At 72.9% G+C, this 16,996-nt stretch carries 13 protein-coding genes; 10 read left to right on the top strand and 3 right to left on the bottom strand.

Going from position 1 to position 16,996, the window contains the following annotated elements; translation table 11 throughout:
* Position 1: 1 nt before the first annotated feature.
* A complete protein-coding gene (locus C1703_RS14285; protein WP_114252903.1) occupies positions 2 to 1,480 on the bottom strand; it encodes a hypothetical protein in 1,479 nt (492 codons plus the stop codon).
* A gap of 297 nt (positions 1,481 to 1,777) precedes the next feature.
* Between C1703_RS14285 and C1703_RS14280 the strand changes: the two genes are divergently transcribed.
* Both C1703_RS14280 and C1703_RS14275 read left to right on the top strand, forming a co-directional pair.
* Positions 1,778 to 2,173 (top strand): hypothetical protein, encoded by a 396-nt coding sequence (locus C1703_RS14280; RefSeq protein WP_198678167.1) that lies wholly within the window; start codon positions 1,778 to 1,780, stop codon positions 2,171 to 2,173.
* Between the two features lie 212 nt (positions 2,174 to 2,385).
* Positions 2,386 to 3,252 carry a fused MFS/spermidine synthase gene (locus C1703_RS14275; RefSeq protein ID WP_114252899.1) on the top strand — a complete coding sequence of 289 codons (867 nt, stop codon included), beginning with the start codon at positions 2,386 to 2,388 and terminating at the stop codon, positions 3,250 to 3,252.
* 76 nt (positions 3,253 to 3,328) lie between these two features.
* Here the strand turns inward: C1703_RS14275 and C1703_RS14270 are convergent, their stop codons facing one another.
* Positions 3,329 to 3,841 carry a hypothetical protein gene (locus C1703_RS14270; RefSeq protein WP_114252897.1) on the bottom strand — a complete coding sequence of 171 codons (513 nt, stop codon included), beginning with the start codon at positions 3,839 to 3,841 and terminating at the stop codon, positions 3,329 to 3,331.
* Positions 3,842 to 3,973: 132 nt separating this feature from the next.
* Between C1703_RS14270 and C1703_RS14265 the strand changes: the two genes are divergently transcribed.
* From C1703_RS14265 to C1703_RS40125, 8 genes are all read left to right on the top strand, one after another.
* On the top strand, positions 3,974 to 4,678 hold the full coding sequence (locus tag C1703_RS14265; RefSeq protein ID WP_114252895.1) for a response regulator transcription factor: 705 nt from the start codon (positions 3,974 to 3,976) through the stop codon (positions 4,676 to 4,678).
* A complete protein-coding gene (locus tag C1703_RS14260; RefSeq protein WP_114252893.1) occupies positions 4,675 to 6,063 on the top strand; it encodes a HAMP domain-containing sensor histidine kinase in 1,389 nt (462 codons plus the stop codon). Before C1703_RS14265 ends, C1703_RS14260 begins: the two co-directional genes overlap by 4 nt.
* Before the next feature lie 226 nt (positions 6,064 to 6,289).
* Positions 6,290 to 7,603, top strand: a complete 1,314-nt coding sequence (locus tag C1703_RS14255; protein WP_114252891.1) for an ABC transporter substrate-binding protein — start codon at positions 6,290 to 6,292, stop codon at positions 7,601 to 7,603.
* Positions 7,604 to 7,637: 34 nt separating this feature from the next.
* On the top strand, positions 7,638 to 8,621 hold the full coding sequence (locus C1703_RS14250; protein ID WP_114252889.1) for a sugar ABC transporter permease: 984 nt from the start codon (positions 7,638 to 7,640) through the stop codon (positions 8,619 to 8,621).
* Positions 8,618 to 9,511: a carbohydrate ABC transporter permease gene (locus C1703_RS14245; protein WP_114252886.1), complete on the top strand. Its 894-nt coding sequence runs from the start codon at positions 8,618 to 8,620 to the stop codon at positions 9,509 to 9,511. The genes C1703_RS14250 and C1703_RS14245 overlap by 4 nt, the downstream gene beginning before the upstream one ends.
* 20 nt (positions 9,512 to 9,531) lie before the next feature.
* Positions 9,532 to 10,857, top strand: coding sequence for a glycoside hydrolase family 36 protein (locus C1703_RS14240; protein WP_114252884.1), 1,326 nt, complete (start codon positions 9,532 to 9,534; stop codon positions 10,855 to 10,857).
* Between the two features lie 23 nt (positions 10,858 to 10,880).
* Complete coding sequence (locus C1703_RS14235) at positions 10,881 to 11,192, top strand: trypco2 family protein (RefSeq protein ID WP_114252882.1); 312 nt, start codon at positions 10,881 to 10,883, stop codon at positions 11,190 to 11,192.
* Entirely contained in the window at positions 11,176 to 15,525 is a 4,350-nt protein-coding gene (locus C1703_RS40125; RefSeq protein ID WP_198678166.1) for a trypsin-like peptidase domain-containing protein, read from the top strand. Before C1703_RS14235 ends, C1703_RS40125 begins: the two co-directional genes overlap by 17 nt.
* A gap of 32 nt (positions 15,526 to 15,557) precedes the next feature.
* Here C1703_RS40125 and C1703_RS14225 read toward each other — a convergent pair whose 3' ends face one another.
* Positions 15,558 to 16,994 (bottom strand): GH1 family beta-glucosidase, encoded by a 1,437-nt coding sequence (locus C1703_RS14225; protein ID WP_114252878.1) that lies wholly within the window; start codon positions 16,992 to 16,994, stop codon positions 15,558 to 15,560.
* Positions 16,995 to 16,996: the final 2 nt, after the last annotated feature.

The following is a 16,996-nucleotide window of genomic DNA, read 5'->3' as shown; positions in this document are numbered from 1 at the left end:
GTCAGGTCATCCGGGGCGTGGACGCGTGCCGGTCCAGGAACGCCGACACCCCCGAAGCCCTGCGGTGCGGCAGCAGCACGCGCGCGGTGGCCGCCAGCATCGTCTGGATCCGGGACGACTGGACCTCCTCCAGCAGGTCCAGCACCCGCATCCCCGCCACCGCGGCCTCGTCCGGCCGCCCGCCCCGCGCGAGGTCGTCCGCCAGCTCCGCCGTGTACAGGGCGATGTTCCGAGTGAAGTGCGGATCCTGGAGTTCCGCCGCCCGCCGCGCGTGCCGGGCCGCCCGGGGCCAGTCGCCCAGCGTGGACCAGCACTGCGCCTCCAGGCCCTCCAGTTCGGCCTCTCCGTAGAAGCTCATCCACTCGGGGTCGGCGTCCGAGGGGCCCCGCTCGAACAGGGCCTGCGCCCGGGCCAGGGCCTGCTCGCAGCCGACGCGGTCGGCGAGGCCGGCCCAGCCGCCCGCCTCGCGCAGCGCGAGCAGCGACATCAGCCGGGCCGACCCCACGGGCCGGGCGACGCGCTGTGCCGCCTGGGCCGCCCGGACCGCCTCGCGCGGCCGGCCCGCGTCGCGCGCGAGGAACGCCGTGTTGCAGAAGGCGTGCGCCTCCAGCCCCGGGTCGCCGGTCATCCGGGCGGTCGCCAGGGCCTCGGCGTAGTGGGAGCGGGCGTCGTCGAAGCGTCCCGAGTCGTGGGCCAGCCAGCCCACGGAGATGGCCAGTTCACCCGCGCCGGAGTAGAGCCGGTCCGCCGTCGTCTGCCGGGTCGTGCCGGCGTCGAGCAGGGCGTAGGCGGCACGCAGCGGGGCCGCCGCGCGGCGGTAGAGGCCGTCGGCGCCGTGCCGGTCGTCGAGCAGCCGGATCCGGCGGACGGCTTCTTCCAGGGCACCCGCGTCGCTCGCCCCGGCGCGGCGCACGGGGCGCTGTGCCGCCGCGGCGTCGAGGGCGAGGCCCACGGGCCCCAGCGAGGCGGCGGCCACCGTGGCGCCCCCGCCGGTCATGAATGCGCGACGTAGCACGTCGCTCTCCTCGTAGGTGTCGTGCGGGTGGTACGGGTCGTACGGGTTCTGTGTGTCATACGGCTCGGACGCCCCACTGGTCTCACTGGTCTCGCTGGTCTCACTTGTGACGTTCGTGACGTTCGTGAGGTTCGTGGTGCGCGTCAGGGGCGCGTCCTCGATGTCGCGCGCCCGGCGTCCGCGTACCGACGAGCGGGGCGCGAACCCGAGGTCGGTGAGCGTGCGACCCGGGAACATGTGCAGGAACACCCGTTCGTAGGCGTAGTTGGGGCAGCGGATCTCACCCGCCTCGACCCGGCCGACGTACCGCGCGTCACAGCTGACCTGCTCGCCGATCTCGAGGCCGGCCCGGCGGATCGCCGCGGCGAACTCGGACGGCGAGCGCTGTCCGCGCAGCTGCCGGAAGGTGAGGTTCGGCCGTGCCGGCCGGTTGGGTTGGGACGAGGTCCCCGCTGACGACGCCATGGCCGGGTCCTCTCGTGCGAACCGACGAACCATGCCGGTTTCAGGGCGACTTGTACGTGTTGTTCGTACTGCCCGCCCTGTTTCCGGCGAGCAAGAACGTACCTGCTGTGCCGGAGTCGTCACGTTGGGTTTGGCTACAAACCGGATATCTCATCCGTGATCTGCCATGAAGTGCCATCCTTTGCGGCTGACTTCCGCCGTAGCCGTTGACGGCCTCCCGCGTTGAACTCTGCGGACCGGGAGGCCCCCGACTCCCGACCGCTCGTCCAAGCAGGGGTTTTCGTGGTGGAGGCCGGGATGGAGACCAGCCGGATCAACGATCCTCGTACGCCGCCGAGCACACCGGCGGCCGGCTGCGATGTGGTGACGGTGCCGGCGCGGCAGGGGCTGGAGGCGGTCGACATCCTGCGGCGCGGCACGGCGGAGGCGGTGGGACCCGTCCTGCACGACGACGGGGGCGGCACCCTGGGTTTCCTCGTGCCGCCGGGCACGGCCGCGGCGTGGGACGTACCGGGGAGCACGTGCACGGGAACCGACGGACGCGGACTGACCCTGGCGCCGGAGCCCCCCGTGGAGGGCTCGGGCTGGCTGCTCCCGCCCGGTGAGGCGGACCTCGCGACGGACCCCGCGGTGCTGCGCCGGGCCCTCGGGGAGGCGGCCCGGACGATCAGGGCGGCGGACGGCTGCCGGTGAGGCGCCGGGCCGAAGGTGCCGGGCCCGCCGGTGCCGGTCCGTGTGGAGCGAGCGCCCTGCTCGACGGCGCGCCCCCGCACCGGGCCCGCCAGGGACGGTCCGCTCGGCGCCGGCGCCCTGCGTGATGGCGTGCCCCCTCCGCACCGGGCCCGCCCAGGGACCGTCCGGACGGAGCGGACCTTGCTCGACGGCGTGCCCCTGATAATGGGCCCGTGGGAAAGTCCAGGAGCGGGCGGCGCAGAGCCGGTGCAGAAGCCGTCGTCGAGAGTGTCGACGGCGGGCTCGCCGAGCTGATCCCCGACCGTGAGCGGGCCCGGGCCTGGACCCTCGTGATCGACGGGGCCCCGCAGTCGCACGTCGACCTGGATGACCCGGCGTACCTGTCCTTCGAGTACCAGCGCCGGCTCGGGCACGTCATCGACCTCGTCGCCCCGCCGGGCCGGCCCGTGCACGCCGTGCACCTCGGCGGCGGCGCCCTCACCCTCGCCCGGTACGTCGCCGCCACCCGGCCCCGCTCCACCCAGCAGGTCGTCGAGCGGGACGCCGCCCTCGTGCGACTGGTCCGCCGCGAGCTGCCGTTGGACCCGAACGCGCGGATCCGGGTGCGGTCCGTCGACGCCCGCGAGGGACTCGCCAAGGTGCCGGACGGCTGGGCCGACCTCGTCATCACCGACGTGTTCAGCGGCGCCCGGACACCGGCCCACCTGACCTCGACGGAGTTCCTCGACGACGTCCGCAGGGCTCTCAAGCCCGGCGGCGTCCACGCCGCCAACCTCGCCGACGGGCCGCCGCTGACCCACCTGCGCGGCCAGATCGCCACCGCCGCCGCCCGTTTCGAGCAGCTCGCGCTGGTCGCCGACCCGACGGTGCTGCGCGGCAAGCGCTTCGGCAACGCCGTCCTGGTCGCCTCCGACCTCCCGCTGCCCGTCGCCGAGCTGACCCGCCGCGCCGCCTCCGACCCGCACCCGGGCCGGGTCGAGCACGGCAGGACGCTCACCGACTTCACCGGCGGGGCCGTGCCCGTCACGGATCTCGCGGCGGTGGCGTCCCCGGCGCCGCCCGCTTCGGCGTTCACATAGCCCGCGCGGTGCTCACGGGGCGGGGGTCCGGCGCTCACGGGGCTGGGCGCGGCGCGCACGGAACCTGGTCCGGCGCTCAGTAGGTTCCGATCTCCACGCGCGGCGGCCCGTCGTGCCAGGTGCAGAAGACCGACACCCGGTCCGCGCCCCGGGAGAACTCCACGCGGATCCACGACTCCGTCTTCCACACCTGCATCGACCAGCCCGCGCCCGGAGTCGCCGAGACGAGGGAGGCGGACGCCGTCCCCAGGTCGAACACCGCCCGGCCGCCGTCGGTGTCGTAGCTTCTGACCCGGCCGTTGGCGGTGGGGGACGGGCCGGGGGTGCGTGCGGGGGCGGGGGCCGGCCGCGCCGCCGTCGGCGGGGTGCTCGGGGGCGTGGGCGTCCGCTGCGGCGAAGGCGCCCGGCGCGTAGGCGTGGCGAGCGGCTTCGGCTCCCGCGTGCTCGCGTCGGCGGCCTTGATGGGCAGGGCGCGCGGCGGGTCGTAGGCCGTGCCCGCCAGCACCGTGTGGACACCCCACCACGACAGCGTGACCGCCGCGCCCGTGGCGAGCAGCCAGGCCAGTAGGTGGACGAGTCCTCTGCGCATCGCGGGTCATCCTGCCGCACGCGCCCCGCGCGCTGTCCAGGAACCGGCGCCGCGCAGGGGCGAGTTGTCCCCAATCCTGCAGTTGTCCACAGGCCCGCACCCGGCTGTTCGAGATGGCGTACGGTGCGGCGCATGGCAAGTGTGCTCGTGGTCGAGGACGACCAGTTCGTACGCTCGGCGCTCATCCGGCACCTGACCGACGCCTCGCACACCGTGCGCAGCGTCGGTACGGCACTGGAGGCGCTGCGCGAGGTCGCCCACGTCCGCTTCGACGTGGTGATCCTGGACCTCGGACTGCCCGATCTCGACGGGTCCGAGGCCCTGAAGATGCTGCGCGGCATCACGGACGTGCCGGTGATCGTCGCCACCGCCCGGGACGACGAGGCGGAGATCGTCCGGCTGCTGAACGCCGGAGCGGACGACTACCTGACCAAGCCCTTCTCCGTCGAGCACCTCTCGGCCCGCATGGCGGCCGTGCTGCGCCGCGCCCGCTCCGGCTCCGGGGAAGGGCAGCCCTCCCCGGTGCTCCGGGTCGGCGGCCTGACCGTCGACCCGCTGCGCCGTCAGGCCGAGCTGGACGGCGCCCGGCTCGACCTCACCCGCCGCGAGTTCGACCTGCTCGCCTTCCTGGCCCGCCGGCCCGGAGTCGTCGTCCCCCGCAAGGAACTGCTGGCCGAGGTCTGGCAGCAGTCGTACGGCGACGACCAGACCATCGACGTCCATCTGTCCTGGCTGCGGCGGAAACTGGGGGAGACGGCCGCGAGCCCCCGCTATCTGCACACCCTCAGGGGCGTCGGTGTGAAGCTCGAACCGCCGGGGGCGGAGGCGCCGCGATGAGGTGGGCCCTGGTCAGGGTGGCGCTGGCGGTGACCACCATGGTCGTGCTCGCCTTCGCGGTGCCGCTCGGACTCGTCATCCGCGAGATGGCCCGGGACCGCGCCTTCTCCAACGCCGAGCGGGAGGCCGCCGCCGTCGCCCCCGCCCTGTCCATCACCACCGACCGCGACCAGCTCGAACGGGTCGTCGCCTCCGCCGGATCCGACGCCGGCATGACCGTGCACCTACCGGCGGGCGACGGCCAGGAGGCCTTGGAGCTCGGACGGCAGCGCGCCGCCGACGAGGACATCGCGGCCGTGCGGAAACTGGGCCGCGCCTCCACCACCGGCGTCCCCGGCGGCTCCACCCTGCTCCAGCCGGTCGCGCTCAGCACCGGCGAGATCGCGGTCGTCGAGGTGTACGTGCCCCAGGCCGAGGTCACCAACGGCGTGGGCACGGCCTGGGCGGTGCTCGCCGGGGTCGGTGTCGCGCTGGTCCTCGGGTCGGTCGCGGTCGCCGACCGGCTGGGCGTGCGGATGGTCCGGCCCGCCAAGCGCCTGGTCGAGGGAGCGCGCGAACTGGGGGAGGGCAGGCTCGGCGCCCGCGTCCCCGAGGAGGGCCCGACGGAGCTGCGGCTCGCGGCCGTCGCGTTCAACTCCATGGCCGACCAGGTCGTCCAGCTCCTGGCGAACGAACGGGAGCTGGCGGCCGACCTCTCCCACCGGTTGCGCACGCCCCTGACCGTGCTGCGGCTCAACACCGCCTCGCTCGGCGAGGGACCGGCCGCCGACCAGACCCGGAGCGCGGTCGAGCAGCTGGAGCGCGAGGTCGACACGATCATCCGCACGGCCCGGGAGGCCAAGCCGCAGACGGCCGCGGCCGGTCCGGGCGCCGGGTGCGACGCCGCCGAGGTGGTCCGGGAGCGGATGGCGTTCTGGTCGGCCCTCGCGGAGGACGAGGGCCGCAAGTGGCGGGTGGCCGGGGCCGACCGGCCGGTGCGCATACCGGTGGCCCGCGCCGACCTGGCCGCCGCGCTCGACGCGCTGCTCGGCAACGTCTTCCGGCACACCCCGGAGGGCACCGCCTTCGCGGTCGACCTGCACGACGGCGAGGACGCGGTGATCGTCCTCGTGTCCGACGCGGGCCCGGGCATATCCGACCCGGAGGCGGCGATGGCGCGGGGCCGCGGCTCGGGGAGCGACGGCTCGACCGGGCTCGGCCTGGACATCGTGCGCCGGCTCGCGGAGTCGACCGGCGGGGACGTGCGGATCGGCTCCTCGGTGCTCGGCGGGACCGAGGTGCGGATCTGGATCCAGGTGGACGCCCGGACCCCCGCGGGCCGGGGACACCGGCAGCCGCGACGCCGACGGCCCGGCAGACTGTCCGCCGCCTTCAAGCACTCCTGATCTTCAAGCCCTCCTGATCTTCGAGCACTCCCACCTTCAAGCACTCCTGACTCACAGGACACACGGGCCGGTCACGTTTCGACAAATGCACGGACCGGCTCTTGACGTATGACCGGACATACGGCTGTTATTGCGCCACCGTGTTCGGTCAAGTTGATTTCTGGTCGATTGCGACTGGATTTCACGCCACACCCTCGTGACCGAACCCTGCCCTCAGGAGCCGTTCATGCACGACCTCTCCCTCTCCGGAACCTCCCTCTCCGCTCCCGGCCGCCGCACCGTACTGCGCGGCATAGGCGGTGCGGCCCTGCTCGGCGCGGGCATACCGCTGCTGTCCGCGTGTGGCGGCAGCGGCTCGGCCGCCGATCCGAAGACGGTCAGCCTGGGCTCCAACTCGTCGGACGCCGTGCCGAAGAAGGCGTTCGCGGAGATCTACGCGGCCTTCACGAAGAAGTCCGGGATCAAGGTCGACGTCAACACCAAGGACCACAACACGTTCCAGGAGCAGATCAACTCGTATCTGCAGGGCACGCCGGACGACGTGTTCACGTGGTTCGCCGGCTACCGGATGCAGTTCTTCGCGGCCAAGAAGCTGGCCTCCCCGATCGACGACGTGTGGCAGAAGATCGGCGGGAACTTCCCCGACGCGATGAAGAAGCTCAGCCAGGGCGCGGACGGCAAGTACTACTTCGTGCCGCTGTACACGTACCCGTGGGCGGTGTTCTACCGCAAGAGCGTCTTCGCCCAGCACGGCTACAAGGTCCCGGAGAAGTGGGACGACCTGGTGGCGCTGTGCAAGCAGATGAAGAAGGACGGGCTGGTCCCGATCGCGTTCGGCGACAAGGACGCCTGGCCGGCGATGGGCACGTTCGACCAGATCAACTTCCGTCTCAACGGCTACGACTTCCACGTCGAGCTGATGGCCGGCAAGGCCGCCTGGACGGACGCCAAGGTGCGCAAGGTCTTCGACCTGTGGGCGGAGCTGCTGCCCTACCACCAGGAGGGCGCGGTGGGGCGTACCTGGCAGGACGCGGCGCAGACGCTGGTGGCGAAGAAGGCGGGCATGTACGTGCTGGGTACGTTCGTCGCCCAGCAGTTCACCAACAAGGCCGACCTGGACGACCTGGACTTCTTCGCCTTCCCGGAGATCGACGCGCAGTTCGGTCAGGACACCGTCGAGGCCCCGACCGACGGCTTCATGCTCTCCAAGGCCCCCAAGAACCACTCCGGTGCGGTGAAGCTGCTGGAGTACCTGGGCACGCCGGAGGCCGAGCAGATCTACCTCAAGGCCGACTCCAGCGTGGTGGCCGCCTCCACCAAGGCCGACACCTCCTCCTACACCCCGCTGCAGAAGAAGGCGTACGAGATGATCTCGGGCGCCAAGAGCCTGACGCAGTTCATGGACCGCGACTCCCGGCCGGACTTCACCTCCACGGTGATGCAGCCGCAGCTGCAGGCCTTCATCCGCAATCCGAAGAGCATCGACAGCATCCTGTCGTCGATCGAGCGCCAGAAGAAGCAGATCTTCGCCTCCTCGTGACCGAACCGGAGAACCGACGACTCGGATCTGACACATGACTGCCACCCCCGCCCAGGTCCCGGAGACGGCTGCCACGCCGGCTCCGGGGCCTGCCCCCGCGTCCCAGCCCGCCAAGGTGCCGCACGGGCACCGGCGCCTGCTGACCCGCCGTGACCGCATCACGCTCGGTTTGATGGCGGGCGTACCCACGATCCTGCACGTCGCCCTGGTGTGGGTGACGGCCCTCGCGTCGATCGCGCTGGCCTTCACCACCTGGGACGGCATCGGCTTCGACTCCATCAAGTGGGTCGGCCTGCAGAACTTCCGTGACCTGTTCACCAGCAACCCGCAGTTCTGGCCGGCCGTCGAGCACAACGTCATCTGGTTCGTCGTGCTCATCTGCATCCCCACGCCGCTGGGGCTGTTCCTGGCCGTGCAGCTGGACAAGAGGATCCGCTTCAGCCGGGTCTACCAGACGGCGTTCTTCCTGCCGGTCGTCATCTCCATGGCCTGCATCGGTTTCGTCTGGCAGCTGGTCTACAACCCCGACACGGGCCTGATCAACAGCCTGATCGGGGCGAACAAGCCCGGCCACTACATCGACTGGATCGGCGACCCCGACCTCAACCTGTGGGCCATCCTGGTCGCCGCGTCCTGGCGCCACACGGGGTACATGATGATCCTCTACCTGGCCGGCCTGAAGAGCGTCGACCCCTCGCTGCGGGAAGCCTCGGCGCTGGACGGGGCGAACGAGTGGCAGACGTTCAAGAACGTCATCTTCCCCACCCTGCGCCCCACCAACACCGTCGTGCTGGTCGTGACGATCATCGAGGCGCTGCGCGCCTTCGACCTGGTCTTCGTCTTCAACAAGGGCGCCCAGGGCACCGAGCTGCTCTCCATCCTGGTGACGAACAACATCATCGGTGAGTCCAGCCGCATCGGCTACGGCTCCGCGATCGCGGTCGTGCTGCTGGTGATCTCCCTGGCCGTGATCATCCCCTACCTGATCGCCACCTTCCGGAAGGAGCGGAGCGCATGAGCACCGTCACCGGCGCCGCTTCGCTCAAGCAGCGCACCCCCGTCCGCCCCGCCCGGATCCTGCTGCACACCTTCCTGATCGTCACGGCTCTGGCCTGGCTGGCACCCCTGCTGTGGGCCATCTTCGCCGCGCTGCGCCCGTACAGCGAGACATCCGCCAAGGGCTACGTCTCCTGGCCCGACAAGCTCAGCTTCGACAACTTCACGAACGCCTTCGAGCAGTCGGACATGATCCACTACTTCGGGAACACAGTGCTCATCGCGGTCCCGGCCGTGCTGCTCACGCTGTTCCTGTCGTCGTGCGTCGCGTTCTACGTCAGCCGCTTCGACTTCCGGGTCAACCTGTTCCTGCTGCTGGTGTTCACCGCCGGCAACCTGCTCCCGCAGCAGGTCATCATCACCCCGCTGTACCGGCTGTACCTGCTGATCGACCTGCCCGGCATCACGATGAGCGGCAAGCTCTACGACTCCGCGCTCGGCCTCGTGCTCATCCACGTGGCGTTCCAGTCCGGCTTCTGCGCCTTCGTGCTGAGCAACTACATGCGCTCCCTGCCCCACGAACTGACCGAGGCGGCCCTCGTCGACGGCGCCTCGGTGTGGCGGCTGTACTGGCAGATCGTGCTGCCGCTGTGCAAGCCCGCGATGGCCGCCCTGGCGACGCTGTTGTCCATCTGGATCTACAACGACTTCTTCTGGGCGCTCGTCCTGATCTCCACCGGCGAGAACATGCCGATCACCTCCGCGCTGAACAACCTCTCCGGCCAGTACTTCACCGACCCCAACCTGGTCGCCGCCGGCTCCCTGCTCACCGCGATCCCCACGCTGATCGTGTACTTCGCCCTCCAGCGCCAGTTCGTCAGCGGCCTCACGCTCGGCGCCAACAAGGGCTGACCTTCCGGAAAGAGATCACCGTGCACCACCGCTTCACTCCGCTGGCCTCCGTGCCGGTGGACGTCCGCACCGGCCGCGTCCACGAGGAGGGCTGGCAGTCCTGGAGCCCCAGCGGCGCCTACGGCCTCCGCGGAACCCCGTACCGCCCGACCAACGACAACTGGGCGACCGTCTGTTACCGCCCCGGCGTCACCGTCCCCGCCGGCACCTTCCAGGGCGAGGGCCTGCTCGCGCTCGATCCCGGCGACGGCTCCCCGGCCCGGCTGTGGGCGGCGGCCGAGCCGACGCGCGAGGTGCCGTCGATCCGGCTCGCCGTACGGGACGGGGTCGCGGAGGTCGGCGCGGACGGCCCGGTGAAGGAGTGGACGGGCCCGGACATCCAGTCGGTGCTGGGCGAGTGGGCCCGCGGCCTCGGACTCGACGCCCCGCGCCCGGCACCGACCGCATGGTGCTCCTGGTACGAGTACTTCACGGCCGTCACCGAGGACGACATCCACGAGAACCTCCGCGCGATGGACACCCTCGATCTGCCCATCGACGTCGTCCAGATCGACGACGGCTACCAGCAGGCCCTCGGTGACTGGCTCACCCTCTCCGGCCGCTTCCGCTCCCGCGCCGGAATCGCCGAGAAGATCCGCGCGCGGGGCCGCCGCGCGGGCATCTGGACGGCCCCGTTCCTCGTCGACCCGGCGAGCGACCTGGCCGCCGAGCACCCCGACTGGCTGGTCCGCGACACCAGCGGCGGCTTCGCGCACGCCGGCCGCAACTGGGGCCACGACCTGCGCGTCCTGGACACCACACACCCCGACGCCGCCGCGTACCTGACCGAGGTCTTCACCACCCTGCGCGCCGAGGGCTACGACTACTTCAAGGTCGACTTCCTCTACGCGGGCGCCCTGGACGGCGTACGCCACGCCGACACCGACGCGCTCACGGCCTACCGCTCCGGCATCCGCCTGATCCGCGAGGCGATCGGCGCCGAGGCGTACCTCCTGGGCTGCGGGGCGCCCCTCCTGCCCTCCATCGGCCTGTTCGACGCGATGCGCGTCAGCCCGGACACGGCCCCGCACCGCCGCCCCGAGGCCGACGACTACTCCCAACCGGGTCAGGCGCCCGCGGAGTTCACCGGCGCGGCCCGCCAGTGGCAGCACGGCCGCCTCTGGACCAACGACCCCGACTGCCTGATGGCCCGCCCGGCCGTCGAGACGCGCGAGCAGTGGGCGGCCCACGTGGAGTCCACCGGCGGACTGATGGCCTCCAGCGACCGCCTGCTCTCCCTGGACCCGTGGGGCGTGGAGACCACGCGCCGTCTCCTCACGAAGGGCGCGGCCGCTTGTAGCATCTGAGCAGGGCCGAGCAAGGGGGACGCGTGATCGAACTGGCCGACATGATCCGTGAGTTGCGTGAGCAGCTGACCACCGCGCTGACGGACGGCGACGGCAGGATGCTGCGCTTCGAAGCGGGCCCCGTGGAGATCGAGGCGACCGTCGCCGTCACGCGCGAGGGCGGCGGCGACGCCAAGGTGCGGCTGTGGGTGGTCGACGCGGGGGCCAACGGCAAATTCAGCCAGGCCGAGACCCAGCGGGTCACGCTGACGCTCACGCCGAAGGTGGTGCCGCCGGGCGGGGGCCGGGCGGAGACCGCGATGATCACGGGTGACGAGGTTGACGGCGAGCGCTGACCGCGGACTGCGGCCCCAGCGGGCCGCGGAGATCATCGTCGCACTGCCCGACGGGGCCCGCCGGGGCTCGGGTTACCTCCTGGCCCCGGGCCGGGTGCTCACGGCCGCGCATGTCGTCCGGGGCGCGCAGGACGTCCGGGTCCGCTTCGAGGCCGACCGGCCGGGGGAGCGAGTCGCCGGGGCGACGGTGGCGTGGGCGCACGACGGCATCGACGTCGCCGTACTGACACTCCCGGAGAACGCCGCCGTACCGGCCCTGCCGGAGAACGCCGCCGGACCGGCCCTGCCGGAGAACGCCGCCTTACCGAACCTCCCGGAGAACACCGCCTTACCGAACCTCCCGGAGAACACCGCCGTAGCGCCCCCCTCGGAAAGCGCCGCCGGACCGGCCCTCCTGGAAAACGCCGCAGCACCAACTCGCCCGGGCCAGCCGCACGATGACGTTCCGCCCGTGCGGTTCGGCGGAGTCGGCGAGCAGGACGCGGTGCTCGGCTGCTCGGCGATGGGGTTCCCCCGATTCAAGCTCCGCGCGGACGCGGCAGGCGGGCGCTTCCGGGACGTCGAGCACATGGACGCGCGCTGCGCGGTGCTGGCCAACCGGCGCGAGGGCACCCTGGACCTGCGGGTCGCGGCGCCGCCCGCCGAGGACCCGGACCCCGAGCGGGACGCCTGGGAGGGCATGTCGGGAGCGGCCGTCTTCAGCGGCGGGCACGTCGTGGGTGTGGTGAGCCGCCATCACCGCAGGGAGGGGGCGGGCCGGGTCGCGGCCGGCCGGGTGGACCGGTGGGCGCAGGCACTGACCCCGGCGGAACGGACCGCCCTGGAAGCCCTGCTGGGACAGGACCTCACGGCGCTGCCCTGCGCGGTGCCCCGAGGCGCCCTCGGCCTCGTCCAGGAGGCCTATCGCGCCCAGCTCGCCGACCTCGCCCCGCAGCGGCTGGAGGAACGGGAAGCGGAACTCGCCGACCTCGTCTCCTTCTGCGGCGGCTCCGACCCCTACCTCTGGGTGCAAGGGCCGCCGTGGGCCGGGAAGACGGCCCTGGCCGCGTGGTTCGCCCTGCACCCGCCCCGCGGGGTCGTCCCCGTCTGGTTCTTCGTCACCGCACGCGACGCGAGCCAGTCCGACAGCGACGCCTACACCGTGGCGGTCATCGACCAGCTCGCCACCCTCGCCGGCCGCGAACCGGCCGCGACCGGTTCCCCGACGGCCCGCGACGGCGAACGCCGGCTCCTGCTGCGCCAGGCCGCCGAGCGGGTGGCACAGGACGGCGGCACACTGCTGCTCGTCGTGGACGGGCTCGACGAGGACCAGTCCGCCTCGCCAGGCGGGAGCGGCGCGAGCATCGCCTCACTGCTGCCCGAACGCCTGCCGCCGAACGTCCGCGTCCTGGTGACCAGCCGGACCTACCCGGGCCTGCCGGCCGACGTCAAGGGCGGTCACCCGCTGCGCGGCTGCCGCGTGCTGGAACTCGCCGCCACCGAAGCGGCCCGGCACACCGAGCACGAAGCCAAGTTCGATCTGCACCGAGCGCTCTCCGGCGACCGCGTGCAGCGTGACCTCGTCGGTCTCCTCACCGCGGCGCGCGGCACACTCACCGCCGACGACCTGCGCGAACTCACCGGCGAGCCGGCCTTCGAACTCCGCCGCCGACTGGAGAGCGGCTTCGGGCGCATCCTGCGGCTGCGGGGCGACGCCGCCGGCGGCGGGGGCAGCGGCCCCGAGGGCTACGGGGACGATCTGAGCCTGTACACGTCCACCCGCGGTTACCTCTTCGCCCACGAGACCCTCCTCACCACCGCCCAGGACGAACTCGGCCCGGACCTGATCACCTACCTGGACCGGCTGCACGCCTGGGCGCGGTCGTACGAGCGCCGGGGCTGGCCGGCGGGCACGCCGCTGTACCTGCTCCAGCCGTACGGCCGCCTCCTGGCGTTCCTCCGGGACGCGGACCGGGCCACCGCCCTCGCCGTGGACGTCCGGCGGCGTGACCGGTTGCGGGAGGCGACGGGGAGCGACGGCGCCTGTCTCGGGGAGATCGCGGCGGCACGGGAGACCGTCCGGCGGGCCGCCCCCGACGACCTGGCGGCCCTGGCCGCGCTCGCGGCGGCGGGGGGCCTGGTGGCGCAGCGCAATGTGGGGCTGCACCCCGGCATCCCGGCGGTCTACGCCCGCCTCGGGCAGGTCCGGCACGCCATCGGACTGGCCCGCACGGTCCGCGCGCCGGTGGACCGGGCGCGGGCCCTGACCGGCGTGGCCCACGTGCTGGCGGAGGCGGGGGACCGGCGGGCGGTGGGCCTGGCGACGGAGGCGGTGGGGCTGACCGGGCGAGGGACACCGCAGAGCGTGGCGGCACGAACGGCGCTGGCCTGCGCGCTGGCATCGGCCGGCCGGGGAGAGGAGGTGCCGCCCCTGGTCCGTGAACTGCCGTGGCCGAAGGAGGGCGAGGACACCGAACGCGTCACGGAGGCGCTGGTGAGGATCGCCGCCGCGCTGCGGGACCCGGCGCACGTGGCCGACGTGCTGGAACTGGCCGAGCAGGTCGCCGCGGAAGCGCACCCCCTGCCCACGCGCGTCCGGGCGCTGACGGCGGTCGCCGAGGCCTGCTCGCTCAGCGGCCGCGCCGACGAGGCGGCACGTCTCTTCGCGTCGGTCACCGCACTGGCCCTGCGCCACGCGATGGCCCCGGGGAACCTCCCCGCCGTCGCCGCGGAGGCACTGCGCGAGGCCCGCCCGCGCGAGGCCGCGCTCATGACCTCGCTGGCCACGGCATGGCTGGAGAGCCACGAGGAACCGCGCGACGTGGAGACGCTCCGGGGCGTGGTGCGGGGACTGCTGCTCACGGACCGGGTGGCGGAGGCCGGGCGGCTCCTGAACACCGCGCTGGACTCGTCGCCGCGCCTGAAGCCCCGGGAGTGGGGCGAGTTCCGGCAGCTGCTGGCCGTGGGATGGGCGCGTGCCGGGCAGGTGACGCGAGCCCTGAGGGCCGCGGCGGACAACCACTGGGAGCGTGACCGCCTCGCCAAGCCCATCACCGAGCTCCTGCTGAAGGCCGGTGCCGCCGACCATCTGGAGGACCTGCTCGTCCACCGGGCGGCCTCGCTGGACTGGCCGCTGACGGAGTTGGCCCCCACGGCACTGGTCACGCTCGCCGCGCACTTCGTCGCCGAGGACCGCGAACGGTCCCTGCGGCTGCTCCACGAGGCGGAGCACGGAGACCTCGCGTCGGCCCTGTCGGACACCTGGGACCACGACGAGCGCGTGGTCGCCTTCGCCGGTGCGCTCGCCGCGGCGGGCCGGCCCGCCGACGCCGAGCGGCTCGTGGAGACGGTCGACGACATCCTGGGTCCTTCCGGGTATGCCGCGATGGCGGAGGCCCTCACGCGCGACCGGGGCCGGGCCCGGCACTTCGCCGAGCGCGCGTACCACCTGGCGTTCAATACTCCGGGCCCGCGCTTCAACCACGTCCAGATGTCCGCCCTCCAGGCCCTGGCGTGCGCGGGGGCCACGCAACGAGTCCTCGACGTCCTGGAGAACCCTCCCTCCGACCGGGCCGTGCTGCACGCGAACAGCCTTGACCGGCTCAGGGTGCTGCTGGTCGAGGGCCTGTGGCCGCACGCCCCGGACCTGGCCGCGCGATGGGTGGACGAACTGCTGGCCGAGCTGCCCGGAGAACCCGCGCTGACCGCCGCCCGACTCGTCGCCGCGGCGGGACGCCACGACCCCGACCACGCCCGGCGCATCGGACGGCTCGTCCGGTTCCGGATCGCGGACCTCGACGCCCGGCGGCGGACCGACCTCCGCCACGACGGCGTGCTCACCCTGCTCACGGCGGCGGACGATCCGGACGGCGCCCGTCACCGCCTCGACCTGCTGGCACCGCGGTACGACGCCCGTACCGAGCAACTCCCCGGAACAGCGGTCGTGCTGTCACTGGCCCACGCGGCGCTCGGCGACTTCGAGGCTGCCCGCGACATGGCCGCACGCCCGAGGGACGAGGTGGAGCGAGCGGAGGCACGCACCCAACTCGCCGCGTACGTCGCGGGTGTCCAGGGCCCGGTGACGGTCCATCCGTTCCTCGGAGAGATCGGGGACAGCTTCACCTTCCTGCGCCGCCTGGCCGTCCGCCTCCTGCCACCCCCGGGCGGCCCGGACCTCCCGCGCGCACGCGCCCTCCTGGCGGACTCCCTCACCCCCGACGGCTGGTACATGGCGGCCCAGGTCCTCGCGGAGATCGACCCGGACGCCCTCCTGCGCGCCAAGGACGTCGTCTTCGCCCACCTGGGTCTCGCCGCCGAGAGCCGGCCAGGACAGCGGGGCGCGGCACTCCCCTAATCGTGCCGCGCCCCCGTCCCCCCTCGCAGTGGTCAGACCGCCGAGACCTCGGGCAGCGTCCCCGTCCGGGCCGCCCGCCCGTACCAGTGGGCACTGGTCTTCGGCGTGCGCTCCAGCGTCGCGTAGTCCACGTACACCGCGCCGAAGCGCTTGCCGTAGCCGTACGCCCACTCGAAGTTGTCCATCAGCGACCACAGGAAGTAGCCGCGGACGTCCGCGCCGTCGGTGATCGCGCGGCGGACCGCCGACAGGTGGCCGTGGAGGTAGGCGACGCGCTCCGGGTCGTGCACCCGGCCGTCGGAGTCGACCTTGTCGTCGTAGGCCGCGCCGTTCTCGGTGATGTACAGCGGCAGGCCCGGCGCCTCCCGGGTGTAGCGCATGATCAGCTCGTGCAGGCCGGTCGGGTCGATCGTCCAGCCCATTTCCGTGCGGTCGCCCGGCGTCTGGTGGAAGGCCACGTCCTCCGCGGCCGGCCACGGCGAGTGGTCGCTCGACCCGTGGCCGTCGGCGCGCGGCCCCTTCGCCGCCGGGTCCGCCGCCGAGACCAGCGCGGGCGTGTAGTAGTTCAGGCCCAGCGCGTCCAGCGGCTGGTTGATCAGCGCCAGGTCGCCGTCCAGGACGTGGTCCCAGTCCGTGAGGCTCGCCGTCGCCACGTACAGCGACTCCGGGTAGGCGCCGTGCAGCATCGGCCCGTGGAAGACCCCGTTGGCGAGGTCGTCGATCTTCCGGGCCGCCGCGAGGTCCGCCGGGTCCTGCGAAAGCGGCCTGACCACCGCGGAGTTGAGGCTGACCGCGACCGTGTTGCGGGCCGGCATCACCGACCGCAGCGCGGACGCGCCCAGCCCGTGCGCCAGGTTCAGGTGGTGCGCGGCCCGCAGCGAGGCCGCCGGATCCGTCCGGCCCGGAGCGTGCACGCCGGAGGCATAGCCCAGGAACGCGCTGCACCACGGCTCGTTGAGCGTCATCCACTGCTCCACGCGGTCGCCCAGCGCCTCGCCGACGATCTGCGCGTACTCCGCGAAGCGGTACGCCGTGTCCCGCTCGGGCCAGCCGCCCGCGTCCTCCAGCTCCTGCGGCAGGTCCCAGTGGTAGAGGGTGACGGCCGGCTTGATGCCCTTGGACAGCAGCTCGTCGACCAGCCGGCGGTAGAAGTCCAGGCCCTTCTGGACGGCCGGACCCCGCCCGGTCGGCTGCACCCGCGACCAGGAGACGGAGAAGCGGTAGGCGCCCAGGCCCAGCTCCGCCATCAGCGCCACGTCCTCGCGGTAGCGGTGGTAGTGGTCGACAGCGATGTCACCGTGGTCGCCGCCGGCCGTCTTGCCCGGCGTATGGCTGAAGGTGTCCCAGATCGACGGCGTACGGCCGTCCTCCCGCACCGCCCCTTCGATCTGGTACGCGGAGGTCGCCGCGCCCCAGAGGAAGGCGGGGGGAAAGGTCACCGCGGTGGCCGGGTTCTCGGAGTCAGGCATGG

This window comes from Streptomyces sp. Go-475, assembly GCF_003330845.1.
GTDB lineage: Bacteria > Actinomycetota > Actinomycetes > Streptomycetales > Streptomycetaceae > Streptomyces.
The sequence above is the reverse complement of the archived record's forward strand: the minus strand, read 5'-3'. Positions and strand labels throughout refer to the sequence as shown.